General features: G+C 67.7%; 18 protein-coding genes and 2 pseudogenes. 12 read left to right on the top strand and 8 right to left on the bottom strand.

All coding sequences use genetic code 11. The annotated features are described in order from the left end of the window. The first annotated feature begins 54 nt into the window (after window positions 1–54). The 9 genes from sufD (at window position 55) to dapD (ending at window position 6,497) form a co-directional block, all read left to right on the top strand. A complete protein-coding gene (gene sufD, locus OIE49_RS09860) occupies window positions 55–1,239 on the top strand; it encodes a Fe-S cluster assembly protein SufD (RefSeq protein WP_326801989.1) in 1,185 nt (394 codons plus the stop codon). Then, window positions 1,236–1,559 carry a non-heme iron oxygenase ferredoxin subunit gene (locus tag OIE49_RS09855; protein ID WP_100569481.1) on the top strand — a complete coding sequence of 108 codons (324 nt, stop codon included), beginning with the start codon at window positions 1,236–1,238 and terminating at the stop codon, window positions 1,557–1,559. Before sufD ends, OIE49_RS09855 begins: the two co-directional genes overlap by 4 nt. A gap of 7 nt (window positions 1,560–1,566) precedes the next feature. Beyond that, window positions 1,567–2,331, top strand: coding sequence for a Fe-S cluster assembly ATPase SufC (sufC, locus tag OIE49_RS09850; protein WP_100569480.1), 765 nt, complete (start codon window positions 1,567–1,569; stop codon window positions 2,329–2,331). Next, the gene (locus OIE49_RS09845; protein WP_326801988.1) at window positions 2,328–3,584 is read left to right on the top strand and encodes a cysteine desulfurase; all 1,257 of its coding nucleotides are present in this window, start codon (window positions 2,328–2,330) and stop codon (window positions 3,582–3,584) included. The genes sufC and OIE49_RS09845 overlap by 4 nt, the downstream gene beginning before the upstream one ends. Window positions 3,585–3,600: 16 nt before the next feature. Further along, complete coding sequence (gene sufU / locus OIE49_RS09840; RefSeq protein WP_326801987.1) at window positions 3,601–4,068, top strand: Fe-S cluster assembly sulfur transfer protein SufU; 468 nt, start codon at window positions 3,601–3,603, stop codon at window positions 4,066–4,068. Further along, window positions 4,065–4,397 (top strand): metal-sulfur cluster assembly factor, encoded by a 333-nt coding sequence (locus OIE49_RS09835; RefSeq protein WP_100569477.1) that lies wholly within the window; start codon window positions 4,065–4,067, stop codon window positions 4,395–4,397. The genes sufU and OIE49_RS09835 overlap by 4 nt, the downstream gene beginning before the upstream one ends. A gap of 128 nt (window positions 4,398–4,525) precedes the next feature. Further along, window positions 4,526–4,846 carry a DMT family transporter gene (locus OIE49_RS09830; RefSeq protein WP_326801986.1) on the top strand — a complete coding sequence of 107 codons (321 nt, stop codon included), beginning with the start codon at window positions 4,526–4,528 and terminating at the stop codon, window positions 4,844–4,846. Next, a complete protein-coding gene (locus OIE49_RS09825; RefSeq protein ID WP_326801985.1) occupies window positions 4,846–5,397 on the top strand; it encodes a TetR/AcrR family transcriptional regulator in 552 nt (183 codons plus the stop codon). Before OIE49_RS09830 ends, OIE49_RS09825 begins: the two co-directional genes overlap by 1 nt. Window positions 5,398–5,507: 110 nt before the next feature. After that, on the top strand, window positions 5,508–6,497 hold the full coding sequence (gene dapD, locus OIE49_RS09820) for a 2,3,4,5-tetrahydropyridine-2,6-dicarboxylate N-succinyltransferase (protein ID WP_326801984.1): 990 nt from the start codon (window positions 5,508–5,510) through the stop codon (window positions 6,495–6,497). Between the two features lie 275 nt (window positions 6,498–6,772). On the opposite strand, the gene OIE49_RS09815 is transcribed toward dapD, so the two are convergent. From OIE49_RS09815 to OIE49_RS09795, 5 genes and pseudogenes are all read right to left on the bottom strand, one after another. Further along, window positions 6,773–7,435: a hypothetical protein gene (locus OIE49_RS09815; protein WP_326801983.1), complete on the bottom strand. Its 663-nt coding sequence runs from the start codon at window positions 7,433–7,435 to the stop codon at window positions 6,773–6,775. 270 nt (window positions 7,436–7,705) lie between these two features. After that, a pseudogene (locus OIE49_RS09810) lies at window positions 7,706–8,140 on the bottom strand (transposase); the annotation flags it as partial. A gap of 113 nt (window positions 8,141–8,253) precedes the next feature. Beyond that, window positions 8,254–9,726: a group II intron reverse transcriptase/maturase gene (gene ltrA / locus OIE49_RS09805; RefSeq protein ID WP_326801982.1), complete on the bottom strand. Its 1,473-nt coding sequence runs from the start codon at window positions 9,724–9,726 to the stop codon at window positions 8,254–8,256. A gap of 534 nt (window positions 9,727–10,260) precedes the next feature. Further along, window positions 10,261–11,256 carry an IS1380 family transposase gene (locus OIE49_RS09800; protein ID WP_442812225.1) on the bottom strand — a complete coding sequence of 332 codons (996 nt, stop codon included), beginning with the start codon at window positions 11,254–11,256 and terminating at the stop codon, window positions 10,261–10,263. A 269-nt stretch (window positions 11,257–11,525) separates the two neighbouring features. Further along, window positions 11,526–11,657, bottom strand: a pseudogene (locus OIE49_RS09795) (DNA-binding protein); the annotation flags it as partial. Window positions 11,658–11,922: 265 nt separating this feature from the next. Here OIE49_RS09795 and OIE49_RS09790 point away from each other — a divergent pair. The 3 genes from OIE49_RS09790 to OIE49_RS09780 all read left to right on the top strand — a co-directional run bounded on the left by OIE49_RS09790 (window position 11,923) and on the right by OIE49_RS09780 (window position 21,372). Further along, entirely contained in the window at window positions 11,923–14,193 is a 2,271-nt protein-coding gene (locus OIE49_RS09790; protein ID WP_326801981.1) for a hypothetical protein, read from the top strand. Between the two features lie 81 nt (window positions 14,194–14,274). Beyond that, entirely contained in the window at window positions 14,275–20,424 is a 6,150-nt protein-coding gene (locus OIE49_RS09785) for a hypothetical protein (RefSeq protein WP_326801980.1), read from the top strand. A gap of 159 nt (window positions 20,425–20,583) precedes the next feature. Further along, window positions 20,584–21,372 carry a hypothetical protein gene (locus tag OIE49_RS09780; RefSeq protein ID WP_326801979.1) on the top strand — a complete coding sequence of 263 codons (789 nt, stop codon included), beginning with the start codon at window positions 20,584–20,586 and terminating at the stop codon, window positions 21,370–21,372. Between the two features lie 82 nt (window positions 21,373–21,454). Here OIE49_RS09780 and OIE49_RS09775 read toward each other — a convergent pair whose 3' ends face one another. The 3 genes from OIE49_RS09775 to OIE49_RS09765 all read right to left on the bottom strand — a co-directional run bounded on the left by OIE49_RS09775 (window position 21,455) and on the right by OIE49_RS09765 (window position 23,750). Beyond that, on the bottom strand, window positions 21,455–21,592 hold the full coding sequence (locus OIE49_RS09775; RefSeq protein ID WP_326801978.1) for a hypothetical protein: 138 nt from the start codon (window positions 21,590–21,592) through the stop codon (window positions 21,455–21,457). 246 nt (window positions 21,593–21,838) lie between these two features. Continuing rightward, entirely contained in the window at window positions 21,839–22,564 is a 726-nt protein-coding gene (locus OIE49_RS09770) for a 5-formyltetrahydrofolate cyclo-ligase (protein ID WP_326801977.1), read from the bottom strand. 19 nt (window positions 22,565–22,583) lie between these two features. Then, window positions 22,584–23,750: a helix-turn-helix transcriptional regulator gene (locus tag OIE49_RS09765; protein ID WP_326801976.1), complete on the bottom strand. Its 1,167-nt coding sequence runs from the start codon at window positions 23,748–23,750 to the stop codon at window positions 22,584–22,586. Between the last annotated feature and the right edge of the window lie 42 nt (window positions 23,751–23,792).

Raw genomic sequence — 23,792 nt, 5'->3', positions numbered from 1 at the left:
CCGGCCCGCAGTCCGCCGTAGCCCACACGCAAGAAAGCGAGCAATACGACAGCCATGGCTGAGGCCCAGAACATCCCCGTCGGTTCGACGACCGCCGGCCAGATCGCGGTCGCCGCCGAGTCGACCGTCGCCACGCGCATGAGCGCGCCGCCCTCCTTCGACGTCGCGGACTTCCCGGTCCCGCACGGTCGCGAGGAGGAATGGCGCTTCACCCCGCTGGAGCGGCTGCGCGGTCTGCACGACGGGACCGCGACCGCCACCGGCGAGGGCGTCAAGGTGGACGTCCAGGCCCCCGACGGCGTCACCGTCGAGACCGTCGGCCGCGACGACGCCCGGCTCGGCAAGGCCGGCACCCCGGTGGACCGCGTCGCCGCCCAGGCCTACTCCGCCTTCGAGAAGGCCTCGGTCGTGAGCGTGCCCAAGGAGGCCGTCCTGACCGAGCCGATCCGCATCGCGGTGCACGGCCAGAGCGGGGTCGCCTACGCTCACCAGGTCATCGAACTCGGGGCCTTCGCCGAGGCCGTCGTCGTCATCGACCACACCGGTGACGCGGTACTCGCCGCCAACGTCGACTTCCTGCTCGGCGACGGCGCCAAGCTGACCGTCGTCTCCATCCAGGACTGGGACGACAAGGCCGTGCACGTCGCCCAGTACAACACGCTGATCGGCCGCGACGCCTCCTTCAAGTCGGTCGTCGTCACCTTCGCCGGTGACCTCGTCCGCCTGAGCCCGCGCGTGACCTACGCCGGCACCGGCGGCGAGGCCGAGCTGTACGGGCTGTACTTCACCGACGCGGGCCAGCACCAGGAGCACCGCCTCCTGGTCACCCACAACACCCCGCACTGCAAGTCGAACGTCGCCTACAAGGGCGCCCTCCAGGGCGACGACGCGCACGCGGTGTGGATCGGTGACGTGCTGATCGAGGCCAAGGCCGAGGGCACGGACACCTACGAGATGAACCGCAACCTGGTGCTCACCGACGGCGCCCGCGTCGACTCCGTGCCGAACCTGGAGATCGAGACCGGCGAGATCGTCGGCGCCGGGCACGCCTCCGCGACCGGTCGCTTCGACGACGAGCAGCTCTTCTACCTGATGGCCCGCGGCATCCCGGAGCAGGAGGCCCGCCGTCTGGTGGTCCGCGGCTTCTTCGCCGAGCTGGTCCAGCAGATCGGTGTCAAGGACATCGAGGAGCGCCTCATCGCCAAGATCGAGGAGGAGCTGGAGGCGGCGGTCGGATGACCCACACCTTCGTACGCGTCTGCGGGCTGAGCGAGCTGGAGGAGGACACCCCGAAGCGGGTGGAACTCGACGGCACGCCGGTCTCGGTCGTGAAGACCGAGGGGGAGGTGTTCGCCATCAACGACATCTGCTCCCACGCGAACGTCTCGCTCTCCGAGGGCGAGGTCGACGACTGCCACATCGAGTGCTGGCTGCACGGCTCGCGCTTCGACCTCCGTTCCGGCAAGCCCGACGCGCTCCCCGCGACGCGCCCTGTCCCCGTATACCCCGTAAAGATCGAAGGGGACGACGTGCTCGTCTCCCTCACCCAGGAGTCCTGAGGCACCCATGGCAACGCTTGAAATCCGAGACCTGCACGTCACCGTCGAGGCCGACAACGCCACGAAGGAGATCCTCAAGGGCGTCGACCTCACCGTGAAGCAGGGCGAGACGCACGCCATCATGGGCCCCAACGGCTCCGGCAAGTCGACCCTCGCCTACGCCCTGGCGGGCCACCCCAAGTACACCGTGTCCGGCGGCTCCGTCACCCTCGACGGTGAGGACGTCCTGGAGATGTCCGTCGACGAGCGCGCCCGCGCGGGCCTGTTCCTCGCCATGCAGTACCCGGTCGAGGTCCCCGGCGTCTCGGTCTCCAACTTCCTCCGCACCTCCGCCACCGCCGTCCGCGGCGAGGCGCCGAAGCTGCGCACCTGGGTGAAGGAGGTCAAGGAGGCCATGGAGCGGCTGTCCATGGACCCGGCCTTCGCCGAGCGCAACGTGAACGAGGGCTTCTCCGGCGGTGAGAAGAAGCGGCACGAGATCCTCCAGCTGGAGCTGCTCAAGCCGAAGATCGCGATCCTCGACGAGACCGACTCCGGCCTCGACGTCGACGCCCTGCGCATCGTGTCTGAGGGCGTGAACCGGGTCCGCGAGAGCGGCCAGGTCGGCACCCTGCTGATCACCCACTACACGCGCATCCTGCGCTACATCAAGCCCGACCACGTCCACGTGTTCGCCGGCGGCCGGATCGTCGAGTCCGGCGGCGCCGCGCTCGCGGACAAGCTGGAGAACGAGGGCTACGAGGCATACGTGAAGGGTGGCGCATCCGCGTGACACAGCTGCCGGGCCTCCTCGACACAGAGGCGATCCGCAAGGACTTCCCCGTCCTGGACCGGCTGGTCCACGACGGCCAGAAGCTCGTGTACCTGGACAACGCGGCGACCTCGCAGAAACCGCGCCAGGTGCTGGACGCCCTGAGCGAGTACTACGAGCGCTACAACGCCAACGTCCACCGCGGTGTGCATGTGCTCGCCGAGGAGGCCACGGCGCTGTACGAGGGCGCGCGCGACAAGGTCGCCGCGTTCATCAACGCGCCGAGCCGCGACGAGGTGATCTTCACCAAGAACGCCTCCGAGTCGCTCAACCTCGTGGCCAACATGCTCGGCTGGGCCGACGAGCCCTACCGGGTCGACCACGAGACCGAGATCGTCATCACCGAGATGGAGCACCACTCCAACATCGTTCCCTGGCAGCTGCTGGCGCAGCGCACGGGCGCGAAACTGAAGTGGTTCGGCCTCACCGATGACGGCCGCCTCGACCTGTCGAACATCGACGAGGTCATCACCGAGAAGACGAAGATCGTCTCCTTCGTGCTGGTGTCCAACATCCTCGGCACCGTGAACCCGGTCGAGGCGATAGTGCGCCGCGCCCAGGAGGTCGGCGCGCTGGTCTGCATCGACGCCTCCCAGGCCGCGCCGCACATGCCGCTGGACGTCCAGGCACTCCAGGCCGACTTCGTGGCGTTCACCGGCCACAAGATGTGCGGCCCGACCGGCATCGGTGTGCTCTGGGGCCGCCAGGAGCTCCTTGAGGACCTGCCCCCGTTCCTCGGCGGCGGCGAGATGATCGAGACCGTGTCGATGCACTCGTCGACGTACGCCCCCGCCCCGCACAAGTTCGAGGCGGGCACCCCGCCGATCGCGCAGGCGGTCGGTCTGGGCGCGGCGATCGACTACCTGAACTCGATCGGGATGGACAAGATCCTCGCCCACGAGCACGCGCTCACGGAGTACGCGGTGCGGCGGCTGGCGGAGGTCCCCGACCTCAGGATCATCGGCCCCACCACGGCCGAGGACCGGGGCGCGGCGATCTCCTTCACGCTGGGTGACATCCACCCGCACGACGTGGGCCAGGTCCTCGACGAGCAGGGCATCGCGGTGCGTGTGGGCCACCACTGCGCACGGCCGGTGTGCCTGCGGTACGGAATTCCTGCGACCACGCGGGCGTCGTTCTATCTGTACTCCACGCCGGCCGAGATCGACGCACTGGTGGACGGCCTGGAGCACGTACGGAACTTCTTCGGCTGACGGGACGAACGATCGCATGAAGCTGGATTCGATGTACCAGGAAGTCATCCTGGACCACTACAAGAACCCGCACGGGCGTGGTCTGAGGGATGGCGACGCCGAGGTGCACCATGTGAACCCGACGTGCGGCGACGAGATCACCCTCCGAGTGAAGTACGACGGTACGACGATCAAGGACGTCTCGTACGAGGGCCAGGGCTGCTCGATCAGCCAGGCCTCGGCCTCCGTACTGAACGAACTGCTTGTCGGCAGGGAGCTGGCCGAGGCGCGGAGGATCCAGGAGACCTTCCTGGAGCTGATGCAGTCCAAGGGACGGATCGAACCCGACGACGCCATGGAGGACGTCCTGGAGGACGCGGTCGCGTTCGCCGGGGTGTCCAAGTACCCGGCCCGGGTCAAGTGCGCCCTGTTGAGCTGGATGGCCTGGAAGGACGCGACGGCCCAGGCGCTGAGCGGCGCCGACGCCGAAAGGAAGACCGCATGAGCGAGACCGTGGAGATGAAGCCGGCCTCGGAGGAGGAGCTCCGCGAGGCCCTGATGGACGTCGTCGACCCCGAACTGGGCATCGACGTCGTCAACCTCGGCCTGATCTACGGCATCCACGTCGACGAGTCGAACATCGCGACCATCGACATGACCCTGACGTCCGCGGCCTGCCCGCTCACCGACGTCATCGAGGACCAGGCCAAGTCCGCCACGGACGGCCTCGTCAACGAGCTGCGCATCAACTGGGTCTGGATGCCGCCGTGGGGCCCCGACAAGATCACGGACGACGGCCGCGAGCAACTGCGGGCGCTCGGCTTCAACGTCTGAGATCAACGAGCACAACGGCGAACGGCGAGGTCCACTCGGACCTCGCCGTTCGCCGTTCAGTGCGCCGTGACCACATGGCCACCCCTCGATGTGTACGGCCGTACACATCGGTGGATACGCTCACCCCCATGGGATACGTGTTGCTCGCCGGGGCCATCGCCGCTGAAGTCGCGGCCACGACGGCCATGAAGTACAGCGACGGCTTCAGCAGGTTCGGGCCCTCGCTGGTGACCGTCGTCGGGTACGTCCTCTCCTTCGTGCTGCTCGCCCGGACCCTGCAGACCGTTGCCATCGGCACCGCCTACGCGATCTGGTCCGGCATCGGCACCGCGGCCGTCGCCGCGCTCGGTCTGATGCTGTTCGGGGAGGGGCTCGGCCTCGCCAAGGTCGCCGGGATCGTGCTGATCATCCTCGGAGTGGTCGTCCTCAGCCTGGGCGGGGCCCACTGATGGCCCGGCGGTACGACCCGGAGCGGCGGCAGCGGATCATCGACGCGGCGCTGCGCGTGGTGGGCGGCAAGGGCCTGGCCGGACTGAGCCACCGCACGGTGGCCGCGGAGGCGGACGTACCGCTGGGCTCCACGACCTACCACTTCCGGACGCTGGACGAGCTGATGGTCGCGGCCCTCGGGCAGGCCAGTGAGGGCTTCGCCAAGGTGATCGCCGCGCGCGGCGGCCTCGAGGACCCGCGCACCGACCTCGCGGAGGCGCTCGCGGGCTGGATGGGGGAGTGGCTGGCCGGTGACCGCACCGGGGTCGAGCTGGAGTACGAGCTGTATCTCGCCGCCCTGCGCCGTCCCACGCTCCGCCCCGTCGCCGCCGAGTGGGCCGAGGACGTCGCGGCCCTGCTCTCCCGCCGCACCGACCCGACCACCGCCCGCGCCCTGGTGGCCCTGATGGACGGCATCTGCCTCCAGGTACTGCTGACCGGAACCCCCTACGACGAGGGCTACGCGCGCGAGATGCTGAGGCGGATGATCCCGCCGCCCGCGGACGCCTGACCCGGCGGCACGCCCGCCGCGCCGCCTCCCGCGCGGGCCCCTGACCGGCACATGAGACGTCCACCGCACCGGTTCGCCGGTGCGCCCCGCCTCACGTTAGGTTTCCTTCTATGACCGACACGACTGTCCCCCGCACCACCGGCGCCGTGGCCGCCGGACTCGCCACGATCGCCGCCGACGGCACCGTTCTCGACACCTGGTTCCCCGCCCCCGAGCTGACGGACCAGCCCGGCCCGGCCGGCAGTGAGCGGCTGTCCGCCGAGCGGGCCGCGGAGCTGCTCGGCGAGGGTGCCACCGCGGCGATCGGACCGGACGCGCGCCGGGGCGTCGAGGTGGTCGCGGTCCTTACGGTCATCGCCTCGCTCGACGAGAAGCCGATCGACGCGCACGACGTCTACCTGCGTCTGCACCTGCTCTCGCACCGGCTGGTCAAGCCGCACGGCCAGAGCCTGGACGGCATCTTCGGTCACCTCGCCAACGTCGCCTGGACCTCGCTCGGCCCGGTCGCCGTGGACGACATCGAGAAGGTGCGGCTCAACGCCCGCGCCGAGGGCCTGCACCTCCAGGTGACCTCGATCGACAAGTTCCCGCGCATGACCGACTACGTCGCCCCGAAGGGCGTCCGCATCGCCGACGCCGACCGGGTGCGGCTCGGCGCGCACCTCGCCGAGGGCACCACCGTGATGCACGAGGGCTTCGTCAACTTCAACGCGGGCACCCTGGGCACCTCCATGGTCGAGGGCCGCATCTCCGCGGGCGTCGTGGTCGGCGACGGCTCCGACATCGGCGGCGGCGCCTCCACCATGGGCACCCTCTCCGGCGGCGGCAACGTGATCATCGCCATCGGCGAGCGCTGCCTGGTCGGCGCCGAGGCGGGCGTGGGCATCGCGCTCGGCGACGAGTGCGTGGTCGAGGCCGGTCTGTACGTCACCGCCGGCACCCGGGTCACGATGCCCGACGGCCAGATCGTCAAGGCACGCGAGCTGTCCGGCGCCTCCAACATCCTCTTCCGCCGCAACTCGGTCACCGGCGCCGTCGAGGCCCGCCCGAACAACGCGGTCTGGGGCGGCCTGAACGAGATCCTGCACAGCCACAACTGACCATGGGCGGCCGTGACGTGCGGCCGCGTACTGGATCAACGCCCTGACCCGCTGCTCTGAGCCGTCGACAGTTGCCGACGTCGGTCATGGCTGAGCGCCCTTCCTCGGCCCGGAGACGGCCCAGGGAGGGCGCTCGCGCGTGAGCACCGCATTGGGAGTTCGGTCGGAACGTTGTCCAGACGCGCTTGGTATTGGCCTGACTGGCCTTCGGTGTGCGGGCACGACCGCTGATGTGCGGGACCGTTGATGTCAGGATGGGATGTCACCCATTAGTTTCATCCCGAAGTGTCTTCTTGGCCCTTGAGAATACTTGCGGCAAGGTCGGCGACGGACCGACGGAGCTCTCGCTCCGACAGTGAGTCTTTGGGGCCGAACCGCTCGACGTAGAGCGTTGCTCCCCCACCTACGTCAACGGTGAGTTGAGCCTTCCAGGCGTCGCCGTACAAGACTTGGCGGGCAGCGGCACGCTCCTCGATCAGCAGCGGCTCTGCCTTCTCTGGGATTACGTCTGTACCATCCACCGTCTGGCGCAATGACGTTGTGGTGGGGTAGAAGGCGACCACGAACCCAGCCGGTTCAGCGGTGCCGTCCTCCGTCATCATCAGATAGCAGGAGGCGCCGCCCTTCTCCTCAGCCATAGGAGACGCCTCTCTGATGCTGAGCTGCCGTTGCATTGCACCGCTCACGAGCTTGCAGACGGTTTTCTTGCTGACCCCGGTAATGATCGGAGCGCTTCCAGGCGTCGAGGCGCTTGTAGACCTGGAGGAGTGCGCAATGGAATAGCCGAGGCCGGCGCCGACGGCAAGAGAGATCACCGCAGTGAGGGCCAGCATGCTCGTTGACGGGTTACGACGGCGCTTCGTGGGGGCCGCAACCGCTTCCTTGACGGAGCCCACGGCTGGGCCACTGTCGTGAGTTGAGGTGTCCTCGCTGGCCATGGCGCGAGCATCACATCGGCACCGTGGCCAATGCCGTGATGATGCCCGATTGTTACGGGTCAAACGGCGAGCCATGAGCTTGGGAATCACCGGTGCTCGGGCTGTTAGCCTCGATCTTTCTTGACGGTCCGCCGACGTAGTCGGTGGACCGTTTCGCTTTTGCTGGCTGTTGGTGGGCAGGCTGTGGGCCCGAGCGTCGTCTCGGGTGGACGCCGGGTTCCACTGCTCCGGTCTGGATCGTCTTCTCGTAGGGACAGGCGAATCCGCTGGTCAGCCGGGGGTCGGTAGAAGGGCGAGACGTTCGAGGGCGCCGGTGATCTCACCGGTCCAGGGCCAGTGGCGGGCGAGGCGAAGGAGGCGGCGCCGGGCGGTGGTGACGAGCTGTCCGGCCGCGGAGAACAGGCGGAATCGCAGGCGGCGGGGCTCCCAGAGGCGGGCCTGGCCGGTCAGGGCGAGCATGGGCAGCCAGGCCAGCAGGTCGAGAGCGATCTGGACGATCTCCAGCCAGACCTGGTTCTGCGTGGTGTGGTGCAGGGGCAGGTTGCGCAGGCCGGTCGCCCGGGCGGCCCGGATCCGGTCTTCGGCGCGGGCCCGCAGGCGGTGACGGAGTTCAAGCTGGGCGATCGGACGGTCGGCGGTGTTGGTGGCGAAGCAGGTGAGCCGCATGCCGTCCGCGTCCGTGATCCTCAACTGGGCGCCGGGGTGGTTGAGTCGGCCCGCAGCGGGGTGTCGGTGTCGCCACCGGTCCGTTTCTGCGGGCCGCTCGCCGAACCCGGCGTGCGCGTTTCCACGCACCGGGCTCTCCACGGTCTCTGCCCTCAGGCGTGGTTGGCCAGGGTCCAGGAGTTTGGGATCTTGTTGCCGCGGTACCGGTATCGCTCGGTTGGTACCCGGCCGAGGTTGAACAGTTCGATCCCGTCTGATGAAGGCATTCGCCACCGGCCGGCGTGGTCGGTGAGGTGCCTTCGCAGGTCGGTCCAGCTCCAGCGGTGCAGCCGCATCCACCACCGGGCAACCCGCCGCCAGACGAAAATGGCGAGGGTTTGCATGGTGCTCTTGGCGACTGCGTATCTGAAGTAGTTGGACCAGCCGCGCGTGATCCGGTTGAGCCGTCTCAGCACGTCCCTGGGTGGCTGTTGCGACAACCTGGGTGTCAGGGCACGGATCTTGTCCTTCAGGGACCGGATGGGCCGGTCGGCGATGAAGGTGTAGACGTACCACTTGTCCGTACCTCGCTTGCGTTTCCACTGGAGGCGGAACCCAAGGAAGTCGACCCCTTCACTCATATGCACGATGCGGGTCTTGGCTCCGGAGAACCGAAGTCCCAGCGGCACGAGCACATCAGCGATTTCCTCGTGCAGGATTTTCGCATCGTCGCGACTGCCGAACACGAGCACGACGAAATCGTCCGCGTAGCGGATGATCCGCCAGTTCGGCAATCCCCTCCGACGGCGGAGGGCGCGACTTACGGGGCTTCCCATCGCCCTGCCCGGCCGCCACGGCCCGTGGACGTGCTCATCGAGCGCGCTCAGAGCGATGTTGGCCAGCAGCGGCGACAGGATGCCTCCTTGCGGCGTGCCAGTCGGGTTGTCCTCGAGGTGACCGGTTTCGGTCATGACCCCGGCCTTGAGGAACGCCTTGACCAGCAACAGCACATGCTTGTCCTTCACCCGAGTCCGCACCCGGTCCATGAGGGCCGTGTGGTCGATCGAGTCGAAACACGCTTCGATATCCGCATCCAGCACCCAGCGGTAGCCTTTGGTGCCGAAGTACTGAATCTCCGCGACTGCATCGTGTGCCCGTCGCTTCGGCCGGAACCCGTATGAGACCGGCAGGAAGCCGGCCTCGAAGATCGGCTCCAGCACCAGCTTCAGCGCCGCCTGGACCACCCGATCCGCGATGGTCGGGATTCCCAGCTTCCGGACTTTTCCGCTGCCACTCGGCTTGGGGATCTTGCGTTCCCGCACCGGAAGCGGACGAAATGATCCGTCCTTCAACTGGGTTCGCAGGTCGTCCAGGAACCCGGACATCCCGGCGATCTCCTCAATGTCGGTGACGGTCAGGCCGTCGACTCCGGGAGTTTTCGCGCCGGTGTTGCCCGCAACCCGATCGAACGCCACCAACAGCGTCGCCGGATCGTGCACGAAGTTGAACAGGTCGTCGAACCTGCGGCCGGGATCGGCCGCCGCCCAACGGTGAAGCTTGGCCTGCATCCTCGATACCCGAACGCGCGGCCCCACCGGGTCCGTCGCGTTCACGGCGCCGATGTTCACCGGCGCGTCTTTCGACATTGCAGCCTCCTTCCCTTCTCGAAACCGCTGCCGTCCTTCCCCATGTGACCGGGCTTTCCCCGGCTCGGAGTACTACGACGGCTCCGCCCCATCCCGGCCCGGTCAGCGGTCGGTGCGCTTAGCCACCCGACCGGGCTGGCGGCCCGGCCGGGTGGCAAGACCCGGATGGTTCCCGTGTTCACTGTGATTCGCTCGACGGAGGAGGAGCCCGACTCTGCCCCTGCGGCATCACCACGGCTACCCCGCAGCACTTCACCGTGGTCTCCCGGCCAGCCGTCCTATCTGGCCCAGGAGTTACCCGCCGATATCCGGTGGGTTGCGCACCGCCCCCGGCCCATATCCGCCAGATTCGAGCCGGTGCAAGATGAAGGGACGTAAACGCCGGTTCCTCTCGTACTCCTTTCCGTCCCGCTCGCCGGACCCGCACCATCTGGCAGTGCTGACACGTCCCGGCTTTGTCAGGGCCGCTTCCCGCCTTCACCGGCACCACCCGGATCGGACTGCCCTCAGCTCCACCGTCCTGCTGCGACAGGATCAGCGACGAAGGTCTCCCACCTCCGTTCGAATCAACAGCGCCTCACGGCGCACCGGACGTTCCTTGCGGACGATCAGGCGCATGCCCTTCGGCCAGTCGGCGAGAAGGTCCCCGGTGAGTTCGGCGACCCAGGCCCCGTCACGGACCTCGCCGTCCGACTCGACGGCCGGAGTCCAGGCCGAGGCCGGGACCCGAAGAACGTACTGGTGGATGGCCTCGGTGATCACCATGCCGACCGAGTAGGACAGCCACCGCCCACGTTGGGCGAGCCAGGCCACGAACTCATGGGTCCCGCCCGCGGAATCACAGCGGATCAGAGTCCGCCGGCCCCGCCGGTACTTCTTCGGCAGTTGCGCCAGGGCGAGACGGGTGGCGGTGATGTGGTCGGCGGCCGTGTTCGAGCCCGCGTTCCCTGGACGGAGGAGCGCGGCGACGGGTTCGCCGGTCCCGCCCGGCCCGTGGTCGACGAAACCCATCAGCGGGTGGTGGCCGTAGCTCTTCTTCCAGGTCGGGGCCGCGTCCTGCTTGTCGGAGTGGGCGAGGACCAGCACCCCGTCCAGGTCCACGGTCACCTGTCCGCCGGCATCCGGAGCCCGGTCACCGGCCAATCCCCAGACGTGTCGGCGTACTTCGGAACGTGCGGCGCGGATCGCCGTGAGCGCCTTCTCGCTCGAGGCGGCCAGGGTGTCGATCAGGCGGGAGACCGTCGGATCGGAGGCGACCGGCCCGAACACGGCCGGCTCGGCCCGCAGCATCGCGATGTCCGCAAGGCAGTCCCCGCCGAGCGCGACCGCCAGCGCGAGGTCCACGAGTATCTTGCCGGCGTCGTGGACGGCCCGGGGCTTGCGCCATGGGGCCAGGGCCGCGGAGATGGCCTGGTCAAGGCCACTCTTGCGTACAGTTTCGACCAGCAGGACCGAACCGGCCTGCGAGACCACGGCCCGGCCGTCCCCCTGGACGCGGACATGGGGATAGGAGCCGGTAGGCTTCTTCACCTGGAAAGTGCCTCTGGATTCAGCGGGAACAGGGACCTAGACAATCCTCATTCTTGCTGGTCAGAGGCCCTTTCTGTTTGTGTGACCACCTGCCGGACAGCCCGCTTCATGAAAGCGCGAGGTTAGAGAAGCTCTGACTTGCGCTTTCCCGTTGGGTGGGGTGTTTGGGTACGGGCTCTGGGAACCGCACCTGACCGTTGTTGTCCGCTCCGCTGGGCACGGATGGGGCACGCGCCCCGGTAGGGGCCTGTTCCGGGTGGGCTGGCGGGTCAGAGAGGGATGATGCGGACCCGGTCGCCGCAGAGCTTGGTCATGTCGTCGCTGTCGAACGTCAGGAGGGTGACCGGTTTCGGCTGGCCCAGTGCGACCTCGGCGACCGTGGCGTCGATGGCGTGCATGTGCCTTAAATTTCTGGTCACGATCTTCAGTCGCACCTTCTCGCCGGCGACTGGATCGCCCCCCGCCATGACAGGCTGATCAACTGCGACTGCGTCTCGTTGGGCGGCCAAGAGGCGCATATGCACGAGTCCCGGCCCTTTTCTTTATTCCGGCGAGGCGTGAGTATGAGGGCACATGCGAACAACACCGGAGGCCGGAGCTTCGACGGAGGGAACTTCGGACGGGGTTTGGCGGCCATATGTAGATCCTCCACTGATCACTCCCTGGATGATCAGGCCGGGAGTCGGCGAGCCAAAGGATGAAGCGCGGCTGCGTCGTTACCTCCTTGCTCTCGTTGAGCGGCGAGCCGCTCCCGTCCACGTCGCGGTTGCCTTCAACGCCGTGTACTTCGGCTTCGATACGGATGCCGCCGGATACGCCGGGGGGCCGCTAGACATCGGTGACTTCCCCTCGGTTGCCCTCGGCGACGACATGGAGGCGCTCCCGGTTGGCGCGATGATCAATGTACGGACCGGCGGCGATCTGTTGCCTGCGGAGATCGTCTACAAGGAGGGTGCCCACGAGGCACTCGGTATCGAGGGGGATGTTCCGGGCTGGCTGTCGGGTGCCCCCGCTGGAGCCCAGGGTCCGGACTTGGTCGACGGGACGAAGGCCGCGTCCCTGCGCGAGCGATTGGTCTTCGACGCCGACGCATTCGGGCCCGGGCTGGCTGCTTCTGGTACGCGCCTGCAGAGGCTGAGGCGCCGCGGCACCATCGACGCGCACGGGTCTCTGGTCGTCAACAGTCTGTACGACCGGTCCGGCGACGGCCTGCCCGAGAGCGACCTCGACGACACGTCGTACTACCTGCGCTACCTCATGACGCGCGGCAGGGACCAGCTGGACAGCTCACTCGCCCCCATGCCGCTGCCCTTGATGCTGCCTCCAGGTGCTACTCAGCAGGACAAGGAGGCCGGACTGCGGAACCTTGTGAACGTGGTCCGGCGTGCTCTTGTGTCGCTGCCTGAAATTCGCCTGTGGGGAGAGTACGCCTTCACTCGCGCCTCGATGGCGGACCGCCTTGACGACGGAGGGCCGCTGGGACGTGACGCCCTAGAGACACTCGCTCGGTCCGTGGCGCGCGGCGCTGCGCCGATTGCTAGCCGCGGGACAGCGGCACGGAGGCGGCCGGTCTACACCGCTCTCGGGCCCGCACTGTGTTCCCTGCCGGAGGCCGCGAGGCTGATGCGGGGCACGAGATACCCGTCGGCCGTCCTTCACGCCAACGCCGTACTGATGGACTACGTAGGGCGTGAAGCCGATGAGAAGACGGGTCTGTTACCCACCGGCGTACGGGTCGCTCTTGACGACCGCTGGCAAGGCGGCGGAGTGTGGCGGGCCGAGCACTCGGGGGGTGATGCGGCGTCGGAGGTGCTACGGGGGGTCTCGGAGGAGCCAGCGGGGCAGGGTTGGGCGGAGTGTCGAGAGCTCCAGGCTCCGGCGGCACCCATGGTGACACCGGATCCCGGAGCTCCGTATCCCGTGATGCTGTGGCCGGACGAGCCCGATCTAGGGGAACCCGTTCTGGTTCACGAGGGGCCTGGCCGGCTGGAGTGGCAGCAGCCCCTGCGTACCCGACAACTGGAGGGCGGGTACTTGCCGATGCCTCCGGCCGTGACGACCGGGCAGGGCAGTGCCGAACTGGCGGGCCGCGCTCCACTCGACGGTTCGTTTCTGCGGTCGGGTCCGAGTCCGGATGTCATCTTCCGCCTGGAACACGACGGTCATCCGTCGTCCGTACAGTGTGTTCGGATGGACGAGGAGGGACGGCTCGTCGGATTGCACTGGCCGTCCACCTGCTTCCCCGGCATCCTGCTCGACCTCGCCTGGCAGCGCGGCAGCCGGACCGTGGAAGCGAGGACGACCGCGCTGCTTCGGCCAAGGACCGTCGACCGGGAATCGATCGACCACCGGTACGACCAGCGGGTGCACACGAGGGATGCTGCATGGCGATGGCCACCGGATGACACACCCATCGGCCGCACCCGGTGGCTGGTCATGACGGCGGTTCGTAGGTTCGGCCTGCTGGATGTCGTCGGCCGGGCCATGCTGGCCCGTGAACTGCTAGCCCTCACCCTGCCACTGGTCATGACCGATGCCACAGAGGACCCTACGGCCGAGCGCGTGGGCGCGGCGGTGGTTGAACTACTCGCCGCCGGAGCACTGACCCGCTTGCGTGGCAGCCGGGGCGACGATGGGCGGCCGCATTATCCGGCACGACTCGGCGAACGCATCATCGAACTGCTCTGCTACACCCCGCAGGTGGTGGAAGGCCGACCCAGAGGGCACAGGGAGACGGAGGACGGCACGTCGCCGGTTCGTGCGAAGGCCGTGCACCACGTGCCCGGATTTTTGCGCTACATAGGCCATTTGGGGTACGAAGCGAGCCCGGAACAGCGACGCTTGTTCCGACAGGACTTTCTGAAGTTCGGCCTCGTCGGCAGCCCTGAGCTGCCCCCCGGCTACACCTACGTACGGCCGCATCAACGGGGCTCCTGACCGCCAGTCCCAGCAAATCAGCTCGCAGGAGTTTGTGTGACATCACCCCGTAGTGGAATGCACCTGTGCGAAGAGTTGGACGTGCCGTTCTCCGTGGTGGAGGACGCGTCGGATGCGCCGGCTCTCACCGATGCCTTGGAGGCGCTGGCACAAGCGCTCCGTATCATGCCCTCGCCGGTTGGCGCGGCCATTGAACGGCTTCAACAGGCTGACATCGAATATGCGTTGAACTCCATGCCGATGCAGTGGCGACGACACATCCTCGGCGCGCTGCGGATCCCGGTAGCGGGCACCCGCGTGAGTCCGGCCTTGTGCCGGGATGTGCTTACGCGGATGAGGCGAGACCCCTCCTCTGCCAAGTCGCGGCATGCCGCGACTCACTTAACCCAGCCGCTCCTGAACGACCTGTTGCTGGCCGCCGACTCGACGGAACCATTGACCCGGCGCTGGAGTCCGGGCCTTCTCCGGCTGGCCGGGTGGTCACATCTGCGGGTCAGTGCAGAGGATGCGCCGCTGTGGCTCTGGGCTCTCAACCAGTCTTGGATGACAGACAGTTTGTCCATCAAATCGATTTCGTCGGTGCGTGAGGCCGCCCAACGGGTGGCGGAACTGGCCCCAGCACCTCAGCCCCTGCGAGGAGAGGAAGAATCCACCGACACTGGGGCGGAACCGGCCATGGCCGCAGCCCTGGAGGATCCTGTGGACCACGACGGGGCCGTGGGGCTGCAGCCCCACGCTGCCGCGCTCACCGCAGCCGTCGAGCGTGTGGAACAAGCGCTGACAGCCGCTCGCGAGCCGGTCCGACGGCTCGCTGGCTCGGTGTCCGCGCAGATCCGGCCGGCCGACGCGGACCTCGTTTCACTCCACGAGCTCACCGCGGCATTCGACGACGCACTGGCAGGACTCAGGGCCTACGGTGCGGAGCCCGCACCCGACCTTGGAAGCCTGCGGAAACGCACGGTGTCGGTGGTCGAGACACTCGCTTCCGAAGCACTGCGCATCCGGCTTGCCGACGTAGACGAGCTACGCCGCGCTCCGGGGGCCACCGTATCCTCTGTCGTCGTGTCCGAAGCTCGGGAGGCCGCCCGTGCACTGTTGGCCCGAGCCGATTGGTCCCAGCAGGACCGGTCGGACGCCGAGGCTCTCGGGATGCTGCTGAGAATGGTGGAACTTGCCCACAGCGGTGAGGAACGCTCGTCTGACATCCTCGGGCTTCTCCAGGAGATGTCCGCAAAGTCCCCCACCTTCCTCGTGCTTGCCGCGCAGTACGGGGGCCTGACTCTCAGGCCCGCCCCGGATGCCGACCTCGCCCCCTCTTCCGAAACTGGCTCGGAGGCGGGCCCGGACACGACTGTGGACGTGGCAACGGGTGTGGTCGTGGCCCCGGGCGCGAGCGGGGGAACGGGATCGGACCCACAGTCTGGCGAAGCGCTCCACGCCGAAGTCGTAGGGGCTCACGGGGTCCTTGACACCTCCGATCCCGGCGGCCCGCACCCGCACGGGAGCCCCCGTACAACTGAGCTTGGCTCGCACACCACCGGGAAGGGGCGTCCCGCCGTTCCTGCGGACCGCGGCGTCGCGTCCAGACCGCGCCGAGGACCCGCTCTGGGGGAGGACCGGCAGCGCGTCAACCACCCGACACAGCCCGATGCGTCGTCCCGTTCCGCCGAGCCGACGCCTGCCCCCCCGGCCGCGCAGCCCGCCGCTTCGAACTCCGTCTTGTCGCAGCAGGGCCCGCACCCGACCGGCGACACGGCCGTGAAGGCGGGCCCAGCGCTCGTGCCAGGTGACTCTCCGGAGGCTGTCCTGGCCCCCTTGGTGGCGGAACAACGCTACGGAGCCGCTGCCGCGCTGGCCGAGCAGAATGCCGAGCCCGGATTCCGCACTGCCGCCCTGCGGATCTCCGCGTACGCCCTCGCGCTGCGTTCCTCCAGCGGAGACTGCGCCTCGCGGGTACGCGCCGAACTGGCGGGGATGGACATTGATGCCCTCGTCCAAAGCCGCCCGGACGCGGCTCTCGTCACGGCCGCTCTGCTGCGGATCGTCCTTGTGACCGGGGACGCTGAGACCAGCGCCCCGCTTCAGCAGGTGGCCGCCGTACTGCCGCCGAGCCTCGTGTCCGTAGCCGACGAGGTTTCCCGGTGCGCGCTACAGTCCATGCTGCTGCATTCCCCGCCGCTCAGCCTGGCGCGTGGCACAGCCGAACTGGAACGCTCCCTCCAAGAGGCCCGCGAAGAATGTCGGCAGGGCCTGGACCAGCTGCCCCGCATCCGGTTCAACCGGGCCACCGAGATCACCCGGCTCTGGCTCGCACCCTCCGGTCTCATCGGCAGCCTGCTCCGCCAGGCCGCTGACGACAACAGGGACGGCCTGGACGAGGTCGCGAACCGAGTGCGGATGCTGACCAACGGTTCCGGCCTCCAGGACGAACTCAACGAGGTCGACCGCAGGCTGATGAAATCCAGCAGGAGCCGCCTGGAAGGGCCCGCCAGGCAGAACTTGCTCCGACTGATGAACGACCGGCTGCGCACCGCCGAAAAGTGGGTCGTCGCCGCTCGCGCGCTCGATGTCGGAGCGAACGACTGGAGCGTTGATCAGGTCCAGGCGATGCGCGGGGCCGTGCTGGCTCTGCGAGACCACGTACTGGATGACCTGGCGGTACAGTCGCTCGCCGGCGACGCTTACACCCAGTCCGCCATGCGAGCCGCTGCGGATTCGCTGCGGCGCACCTTCGACCTGTTGGCGGGTGACGCTAGGCTCGATCCCCCTGAGTATTCGGCGGAAGTCGTCCTTGGCATTGATCTCCTCAAGCTCCCCGGCGTGCGGGTGGAAGAGGCGACGGGACGCGTGATTCCACCGGAGCTGACCGCCGAGAGCATCGTTGAGGCCGCCGACCGGTCCTGGCTGGACGTCATCGACAGCCATCGGGCGGCTGAACGGTTCGACCTCGCGGATCATCTCCTGGGTCTTTCCGAGATGCGTTTGCTGCCACCTGGCCCGAATGGTCATGAAGAGTTGACTGACGAGAGCGTTCATCTTGCATTGCGGGAGGCGGCACGGAACACGGTGGCCGCTCTGGAAGGCAAGCGGCGGGAACTTGAGGACTCGCTGCGCCGCACGCGCGTCAACGGCGTCTTCAAGGAAGAGGAGGAGCGCGATTTTGAACACCGGCTTCAAACGCCCGCGCTCACCACGAAATCTGACCTTGCTTCCATACGGCAGCGGCTCGATGCATTGTCGGAGGAGCTTGAACGTGCCCACGCGACAGCCACCGCCAAACTGCGGACGCGGCTCATGGAGATCCCCGGCCTGAAGACCGAGGATGCCGCACGGGTGACTCCCCTTCTCGACGACGGCGACCTGCTGACCGCCGAGGAGCTGATCTCTCACCTTTCCAACGGCGAGAGCATCCCCGACACGCGTTACGGGGACCATCCGCTGAACGCCTTCTTCCCTTCGGTGCCTGATGCCCTGCCCCACGGCATCACCGAGGAGCTCATTCGGGCGGTACGGGACCGGCAGCGCTTCCAGAACCTGGACGCACTCGACTTCTCCGCCATGTCACAGGAGTTCACCGATCAGGCAGCCAATGGTCTGTCGGGTTGGCGAGAGATGGCCTCACGACGGGGCGTCAGGAGGACAGAGGGCCTGAGCGAGGAGAATCTGCTCATGCCGGCGCTCCGTCTCATCGGATACCGAAGCCTGCGCAAACCGCAACGTGACCGACAGCGCAGCACCACCGCCGAACACCGTTTCCTGGACCTGCAGGAGGTCCGGTACACGGGAGAAGCCTTGGTGCCCTCTTTTGGCTCTGCTCTGCGTGGCAGGCTGCGGGTCATGTTGGCGTGGGGCCAGCCGACTCCGGAAGCGTTGATGGCGCGCGTACAACAGGACCCCAGCCAGGAGAGCCTGCTGGTCGCGTACTTCGGCACACTTTCCGCACAGGCTCGGACCTCACTGGCCGCGCTCAGCGTCGGACGTCGACCCATGGTGGTGCTCGACGATGCGGCCCTCGCCTACCTCGCCGCCCGGGGCAACCAGCTGCTCGACCCGGCGATGCGGGTGCTGCTGCCGTTCTCGGCCGTGAATCCGTACGTCAGTGAGAAGCGCGGCCGCGTGGCCGAGGAAATGTTCTTCGGACGTCTGGAAGAACTCGGCTCCGTACAGAACCCGGTGGGCAACCAGGTGGTGTTTGGAGGCCGAGGGCTCGGCAAGTCAGCACTGCTGAAGGAAGCGGGCCGGAAGTTCACCGCGCAGGCACCTATGGCTCACATCAGCATGGCTCTCAGCTTGGACTCCACTTATAACGGCACCAGTGCCCAGTCCTCGGCCGTGTGGAATCTCATCGGGCGCAGGCTGCTGGAGGAGGGCGCCCTTCCACTGCCCAAGCGTGTGCGGGCCGATGCGACCCTCACCTACGACAACGTGCTGACCGGCATCAGGGCTTGGCTGAAGGCCGACAGCAGTCGGCGGATGCTCATCATGCTGGACGAGGCGGACGGATTCTTCGAGTCGGACTCGCCGAGGTTCACCGAGACCCGGCGGCTGCGTGACCTCAGTTCCGAGACCAACGACGGTGTCAAGATCGTCTTTGCCGGACTCCACTCGGTACAGCGATACGCCACCCTCGCGGCGAACAATCCCTTCAGCCACCTCTCGCAGCATCCGACGGTCATCGGCCCGCTTCAGCCCCAGGACGCGGCGAACCTGCTTCTCAAACCGCTGGCCGCACTGGGATACCAGTTCTTGGAGCCGCCATTGGTGCACCGCATCCTGGGTCACTGTTCTTACCAGCCGTTCCTGCTGCAGATGTTCGCGCACCGGCTTGTGCAGACCATGCACGCTAGGAGGCGGGAGGCGAAGTCAGGTCCGCTGCACTTCATCGCCCGCGATGATGTCGAACGCGTTCAGTCCGATAAGGACCTCCAGCGGAGTATCACCGCCGCCTTCCACGACACCTTGCGGCTCGATTCCCGGTACAACATGATCGCTAACGTGGTAGCGCACCACGCTCATCACCACGGGATTGACGCTCGGATGACCCATGCCGAACTGCGCGACGGGTGTACCTACTGGTGGGCGGAGGGGTTCAGGGACCTGGACCCGGACCAGTTCCGCGCGTACCTCACGGAGATGGAGGGTCTCGGTGTTCTCGCCCCCGACCCGGATCACCGGGGCTGGCATCTACGCAGTGCCAACGCCCTCAGCATGATCGGTACGTTGGAAGACGTGGACGCGCAGCTGGAGAACACCTCCAGCCGGCAGGTGACCGAACGGCTGACCGCCCTGGAGACACGGCACAAGTCCGCGAAGTCCCACTTGCACTGCCCGCTGACCGCCGCACAGATCGCAGACATCCTGCCGGGGAGGCAGGTCTCCGGTTCTGAGCCGGGGCGCCGGAATTTGGCTCGGGTGGTACTCGGCTCCCCCGCCACAGGCGTACACCGGGTCACCACCGCGTTGCGCGAGATTGCTGAGACCACCGGCTGGAAGATGCCGCATGTGGTTCGACGGGCCGACTTCGAGCGGGAGCTCGTCGGCGGCGAGCCGGGGATGAGTCGACTCGTGGTCTCCGACCTGACCGTCAAGTCTCCCGGCGAGCAGTCCTGCCTCATCTCCCCGGAACTGGCAACCACCCGACTGCCCGACGGTCCAGGGGTGACTCGATCCGCCGTGGTCGTGGCAGGGCTTGAGCAGCTTTCCCTGTGGGCATCCTTGTTGTCGGACGAGCAGACGTCCGCCGTCGGAGTCGTCCCGCTGCGGCGCTTCACCCGACACGGGCTGCGCACCTGGTCCCTCGACCAGAACTCGTTTACGTCGGAGGCGGCGTTGCAGAGGGCGGCGGAAACCACGGGTGGCTGGCCGCTGCTCATCGATCAACTCTCCGAACAAGTATCCCGGGGCGACTCAGAGGGTGCTGCCCTGAAGTCGGTGCGCAGTCGGCTGGACGGTCCCGAGGGCGCGGCAGACTTTCTGGCCCAGGTGGGTCTCGTACCAGAGACGTTCCGATGGTCGGCGTTCACCGCTGTGCTGGAGTTCATGACAGAGCAGGGCTTGCCGTTCGAAGATCTCGAGGTAGCTGCTGGCGCCGCCGGTCTGAACCCTGGGCCGGAAGCCGTCGATGCCATCCGGATCCTCCGTGCTCTCCAAGTCTTCGACGTGGACTCGGCTGGTCTGCACCGCCCTGAACCGGTGCTGCATTCCTGTTGGTTGAGGGTGACCGGCTCGTGACTTGCTCCGGGTGCCTCTCTAGGCGCCTGGGACATCAACTGCGCAGTGGTGACGACTAACGGCTCTGGACCGACGCGGCAAGGCAGCGGCGTCGGTCCAGTCCAGTGCCCCAAGGAGTGAGCGGGGGCTAACTCTATGGAATCGCCATAATCTTCGTGAATGCCAGCTCGCGAAACGCGTTGCGGTTTGCGCGCCCTGGCGCTGAAGTCCGCGGTGTACGCGCTCATCGCCAACGACCAGATGGCGGAGATCCCGATCGCCGTGCCGGTCGACGAGATGACCCATGCGATGCTCGCCCAGGCGCAACTGCTCCAGCGGATCGCCGACGCCCGCGGCATCGTCATCATCCACCAGACCGATCAGGAGCACACCGACTACCGCGCCGGTGGGTACACCCACGAGTGCTACCGCCTGGCGTGGGGTAAGCCGCCGGCCCGGTACTGGCTGGACCATGAGGAGGTCGTGCGGCGGCGAAGCGTCCTGGCCGGCCTGTACGAGAGCATCGGCATGGGCCGCTCCGGCCGGGAGCACGCACTCGACTTCGCCGATCCGGTCGCGGTCTGGCCGAGGGCGGCGCGCAGCACTGCTGTGACGTCGGTGTCGGGGTCGGCGGCGAGCAGGATCGCAGTCGCCTGCTGGATCACCTCGTCGCAGGCGTCCGGCGGTGCTGCGGTCAGCACCTGGCGTACCCAGGCGGGGACCTCGTCGGCCTCAGCGGGCGGCGGGGTCTCCCACGGCAGCGGGAGCCTCTCGGTGGCGTACGGAGCGGCGGGCAGCCCAACCCTCTCGGGGTGCACGCATACGGGTACGCCAGCCGCAGTGAAACGGTGGCCGGTCTGGGGGTCGAAGGGGCAGTCACGTGACGGGCGCTCGACGACGTCGAACCGGCCGGCCGTCCCGCGCGAAGACCTCGCTCCGCTCCTTCATCCCTGCACCACCTCGCTCTGATGCGCAGCAAGGTAGCCGATGTGAACAGGGCGGCGGGCAGGACTGGCCCTCTCCTCACCCCCGCCGGGGACGGGGGGTCCGTTCATCTGACGAGGTCGGCGAGCGGCGTGTCGAGCGCGACGGCGATGCGGATGAGCGTGTCGACCTTGGGTGAGGCGTGGCCCTGCTCGATCAGTTGCAACTCTCGCGCGATCGCCGCAGCCACGCTGTCCGTGTCCATGCTCATTGGATCGTCATGGCCCAGCTGCCCCCCGGGCACTCGCAAGTGGAATAGCAGCCAACCGTTACAGGCACTATGACTGCTGGTCGGCGCAGCTGCGCCCCGGAACCGTAACTGCTCTCACAGCCCTCCACCCACCAGTCACCCCAGCTCCCATCCCGTCCGCCGTCGACCCACACACCGTGGAGCGGGCGGGGTTTCAGGCGCCGGTGTGGCACAGGGTTCGAACGCTTTCCGCTGAGGTCGTCAAGAGCCCTGTCGGGCCACGAGTGCCGGGATGGCGGCGATCTTCTCTGCCGTAAGGGCCGACCAGTCGACTCCTGACGGGCGGTGGGGGTTCGGGCAGGCGATGGTCTCGTCGGGGGTCACGATCAGGTCGACTGCGACATCGTGCTCCGTGGTGGGGATCGGGGTTTCGGTCACCTGGAGTGCGTGGACGGTGGTGACGACGATGGTCTCCGGCGTCACCAGGCCGGCCTCGGTGAGCAGGGCGAACTCGATGTCGGAGTAGCCGGCGCCTTTGCCGATGCGGGTGCCGTCGCGGTTGACGGCGACGCTGCCGAGGATGATCAGGTCCAGTGGTCGGAGGGCGTCGACCTCGACGGTGGGGGCGATCGTGGCGGCGGTGCGGCTGGCTGCGGCCTCGTTGGGTGGGACGGTGAGGCTGGCCGGGTCGAGGAGGTAGAAGGGTTTGAGGGTGGCCAACTTCGGCACCGCCATGTAGACGGTTTTGCCCTCCTCCAGGGCCCGTGCCCGAACCGGAAGCTGGGCCTTGTCCGGCACTGCCTTGACGACACTCGCTCGCTGCCAGGCCGGGAGCCCCGCGAGTCGGGCCGCAGCTTCCTCGGCGCCCTTGAAGTGAGGGATGCGGCCGTGGACGGAGGGGTCGTGGACGGCGTCGGCGGCGGTCAGGGCGTCCCAGACCTGCGTGCGTACCGCCTGCTTGGCGCGGTCCAGGGAGTTGGCTGCCACCGGTGTCTCCTTCTCTCTCCTACGCTGCCGTCATCAGGCCGAGCAGTCTGTCGTGGACCTCCGCGACGAGGGGTTCCTGTCGCCAGGGGCGCAGTTCGCGGGCGGCTCCGAAGACGATGTTCATGCCTCCGCCTCCGCGTGTGGTCTCCAGCTCGGCGATGGCTTCGGTGAGGCTGGCCACCCCCGCCTCGACATCGCGTTGACGGATACGGGCGAGCGTAAGGTTCCCCAGCACGATTGCGCGTGACTTTCGCCTGTCCCGTAGCTTCTCTGCCGTGCTGGTCAGCAGGGTTTCGGCCCGTTGGTGGTCTCCAAGCGAGAGATAGCAGGAGCCCGCGAGGCGGCCGAACTGGGTTGGGGACACCAGGTCGGCGGCGGCGTCGCTGTCGTCCGCGTGGTCGAGTTGGCGCTCTGCGCGGGAGAGAGCGCGTTCGCAGTCCGAGGTCGACCGCAGCATGGCGTGTGCCTCGGCGACGTGCAGCAGCGCCAGCCCGGACAGGGCGGGACTCGTGCGCTGGGCAATCTCGGCTGCGTGCTTCGCGAGCGCGAGCCCTGCCTGCGCGTCGTGTGCGCCGTACAGCGCGACGTAACAGGTGCGCAGTAAGGCGTGGGCTTCGAGAGTGGTGTCCCGTAGGTGGCGAGCGAGGTTGGCGCTCTGCTCGTAGTACGTCTTCGCGGTGGTGTGGTCGCGGCGCTGAGAGGCGTCCCAGACCAACTGACCCATGAGAGTGCAGGCGTCGGCGTGCAGGGCGTCGAGTTCCCTCTGGACGCGTCCGCGGGCGGAGCCTGCGGCGAGCTGGTCGATGCGGTTGAGCTGCGCTGCTGCTTCTGCGATGAGGCCGGCCGAAGGCACAAGGTCGTAACGAGCGGCGCAGTCGTCGAAGCGAGTACGAAGTGTGGCGACGGCGGGCAGATCGAGGCGGCCCGGGTGAAGCATCGCGTAATCGAGGGCGTCCTGTGCCTGCGTGCTGCCTGGCGACCAGGCGGTCAGTAGGTCGTTGAGACCCTCGGCGTTGACGCGAAGAAGGCGGGCCAGCCGTGGACGCATCCAGGGCTGCGGGGCGGTGCGGCCTGATTCCCAACGGGTGATGGTGGAGCGGTCCACCTGCATGTGCTCGGCGAGGGCCTCTTGGGTGAGGCCCACGGTTCGGCGACGCGCTGCGAGGCCGTTGCGGTGGTGCGCCATGACGCTGTCTCCCCGTTTCTCCTGCCCTGCCAGGACGTGCGG

It is taken from the genome of Streptomyces sp. NBC_01788, from assembly GCF_035917575.1.
Taxonomy (GTDB): Bacteria; Actinomycetota; Actinomycetes; order Streptomycetales; family Streptomycetaceae; genus Streptomyces.
This window is presented reverse-complemented; position numbering and strand designations above follow the sequence as displayed.

Excerpts from the sequence above, each read along its gene's own strand:
- sufD (WP_326801989.1), top strand. The coding sequence starts at position 55 with ATGGCTGAGGCCCAGAACATCCCCGTCGGTTCGACGACCGCCGGCCAG.
- OIE49_RS09855 (WP_100569481.1), top strand. The coding sequence starts at position 1,236 with ATGACCCACACCTTCGTACGCGTCTGCGGGCTGAGCGAGCTGGAGGAG.
- sufC (WP_100569480.1), top strand. The coding sequence starts at position 1,567 with ATGGCAACGCTTGAAATCCGAGACCTGCACGTCACCGTCGAGGCCGAC.
- sufU (WP_326801987.1), top strand. The coding sequence starts at position 3,601 with ATGAAGCTGGATTCGATGTACCAGGAAGTCATCCTGGACCACTACAAG.
- OIE49_RS09835 (WP_100569477.1), top strand. The coding sequence starts at position 4,065 with ATGAGCGAGACCGTGGAGATGAAGCCGGCCTCGGAGGAGGAGCTCCGC.
- OIE49_RS09830 (WP_326801986.1), top strand. The coding sequence starts at position 4,526 with ATGGGATACGTGTTGCTCGCCGGGGCCATCGCCGCTGAAGTCGCGGCC.
- OIE49_RS09825 (WP_326801985.1), top strand. The coding sequence starts at position 4,846 with ATGGCCCGGCGGTACGACCCGGAGCGGCGGCAGCGGATCATCGACGCG.
- dapD (WP_326801984.1), top strand. The coding sequence starts at position 5,508 with ATGACCGACACGACTGTCCCCCGCACCACCGGCGCCGTGGCCGCCGGA.
- OIE49_RS09815 (WP_326801983.1), bottom strand. The coding sequence starts at position 7,435 with ATGGCCAGCGAGGACACCTCAACTCACGACAGTGGCCCAGCCGTGGGC.
- ltrA (WP_326801982.1), bottom strand. The coding sequence starts at position 9,726 with ATGTCGAAAGACGCGCCGGTGAACATCGGCGCCGTGAACGCGACGGAC.
- OIE49_RS09790 (WP_326801981.1), top strand. The coding sequence starts at position 11,923 with ATGATCAGGCCGGGAGTCGGCGAGCCAAAGGATGAAGCGCGGCTGCGT.
- OIE49_RS09780 (WP_326801979.1), top strand. The coding sequence starts at position 20,584 with ATGCCAGCTCGCGAAACGCGTTGCGGTTTGCGCGCCCTGGCGCTGAAG.
- OIE49_RS09775 (WP_326801978.1), bottom strand. The coding sequence starts at position 21,592 with ATGGACACGGACAGCGTGGCTGCGGCGATCGCGCGAGAGTTGCAACTG.
- OIE49_RS09765 (WP_326801976.1), bottom strand. The coding sequence starts at position 23,750 with ATGGCGCACCACCGCAACGGCCTCGCAGCGCGTCGCCGAACCGTGGGC.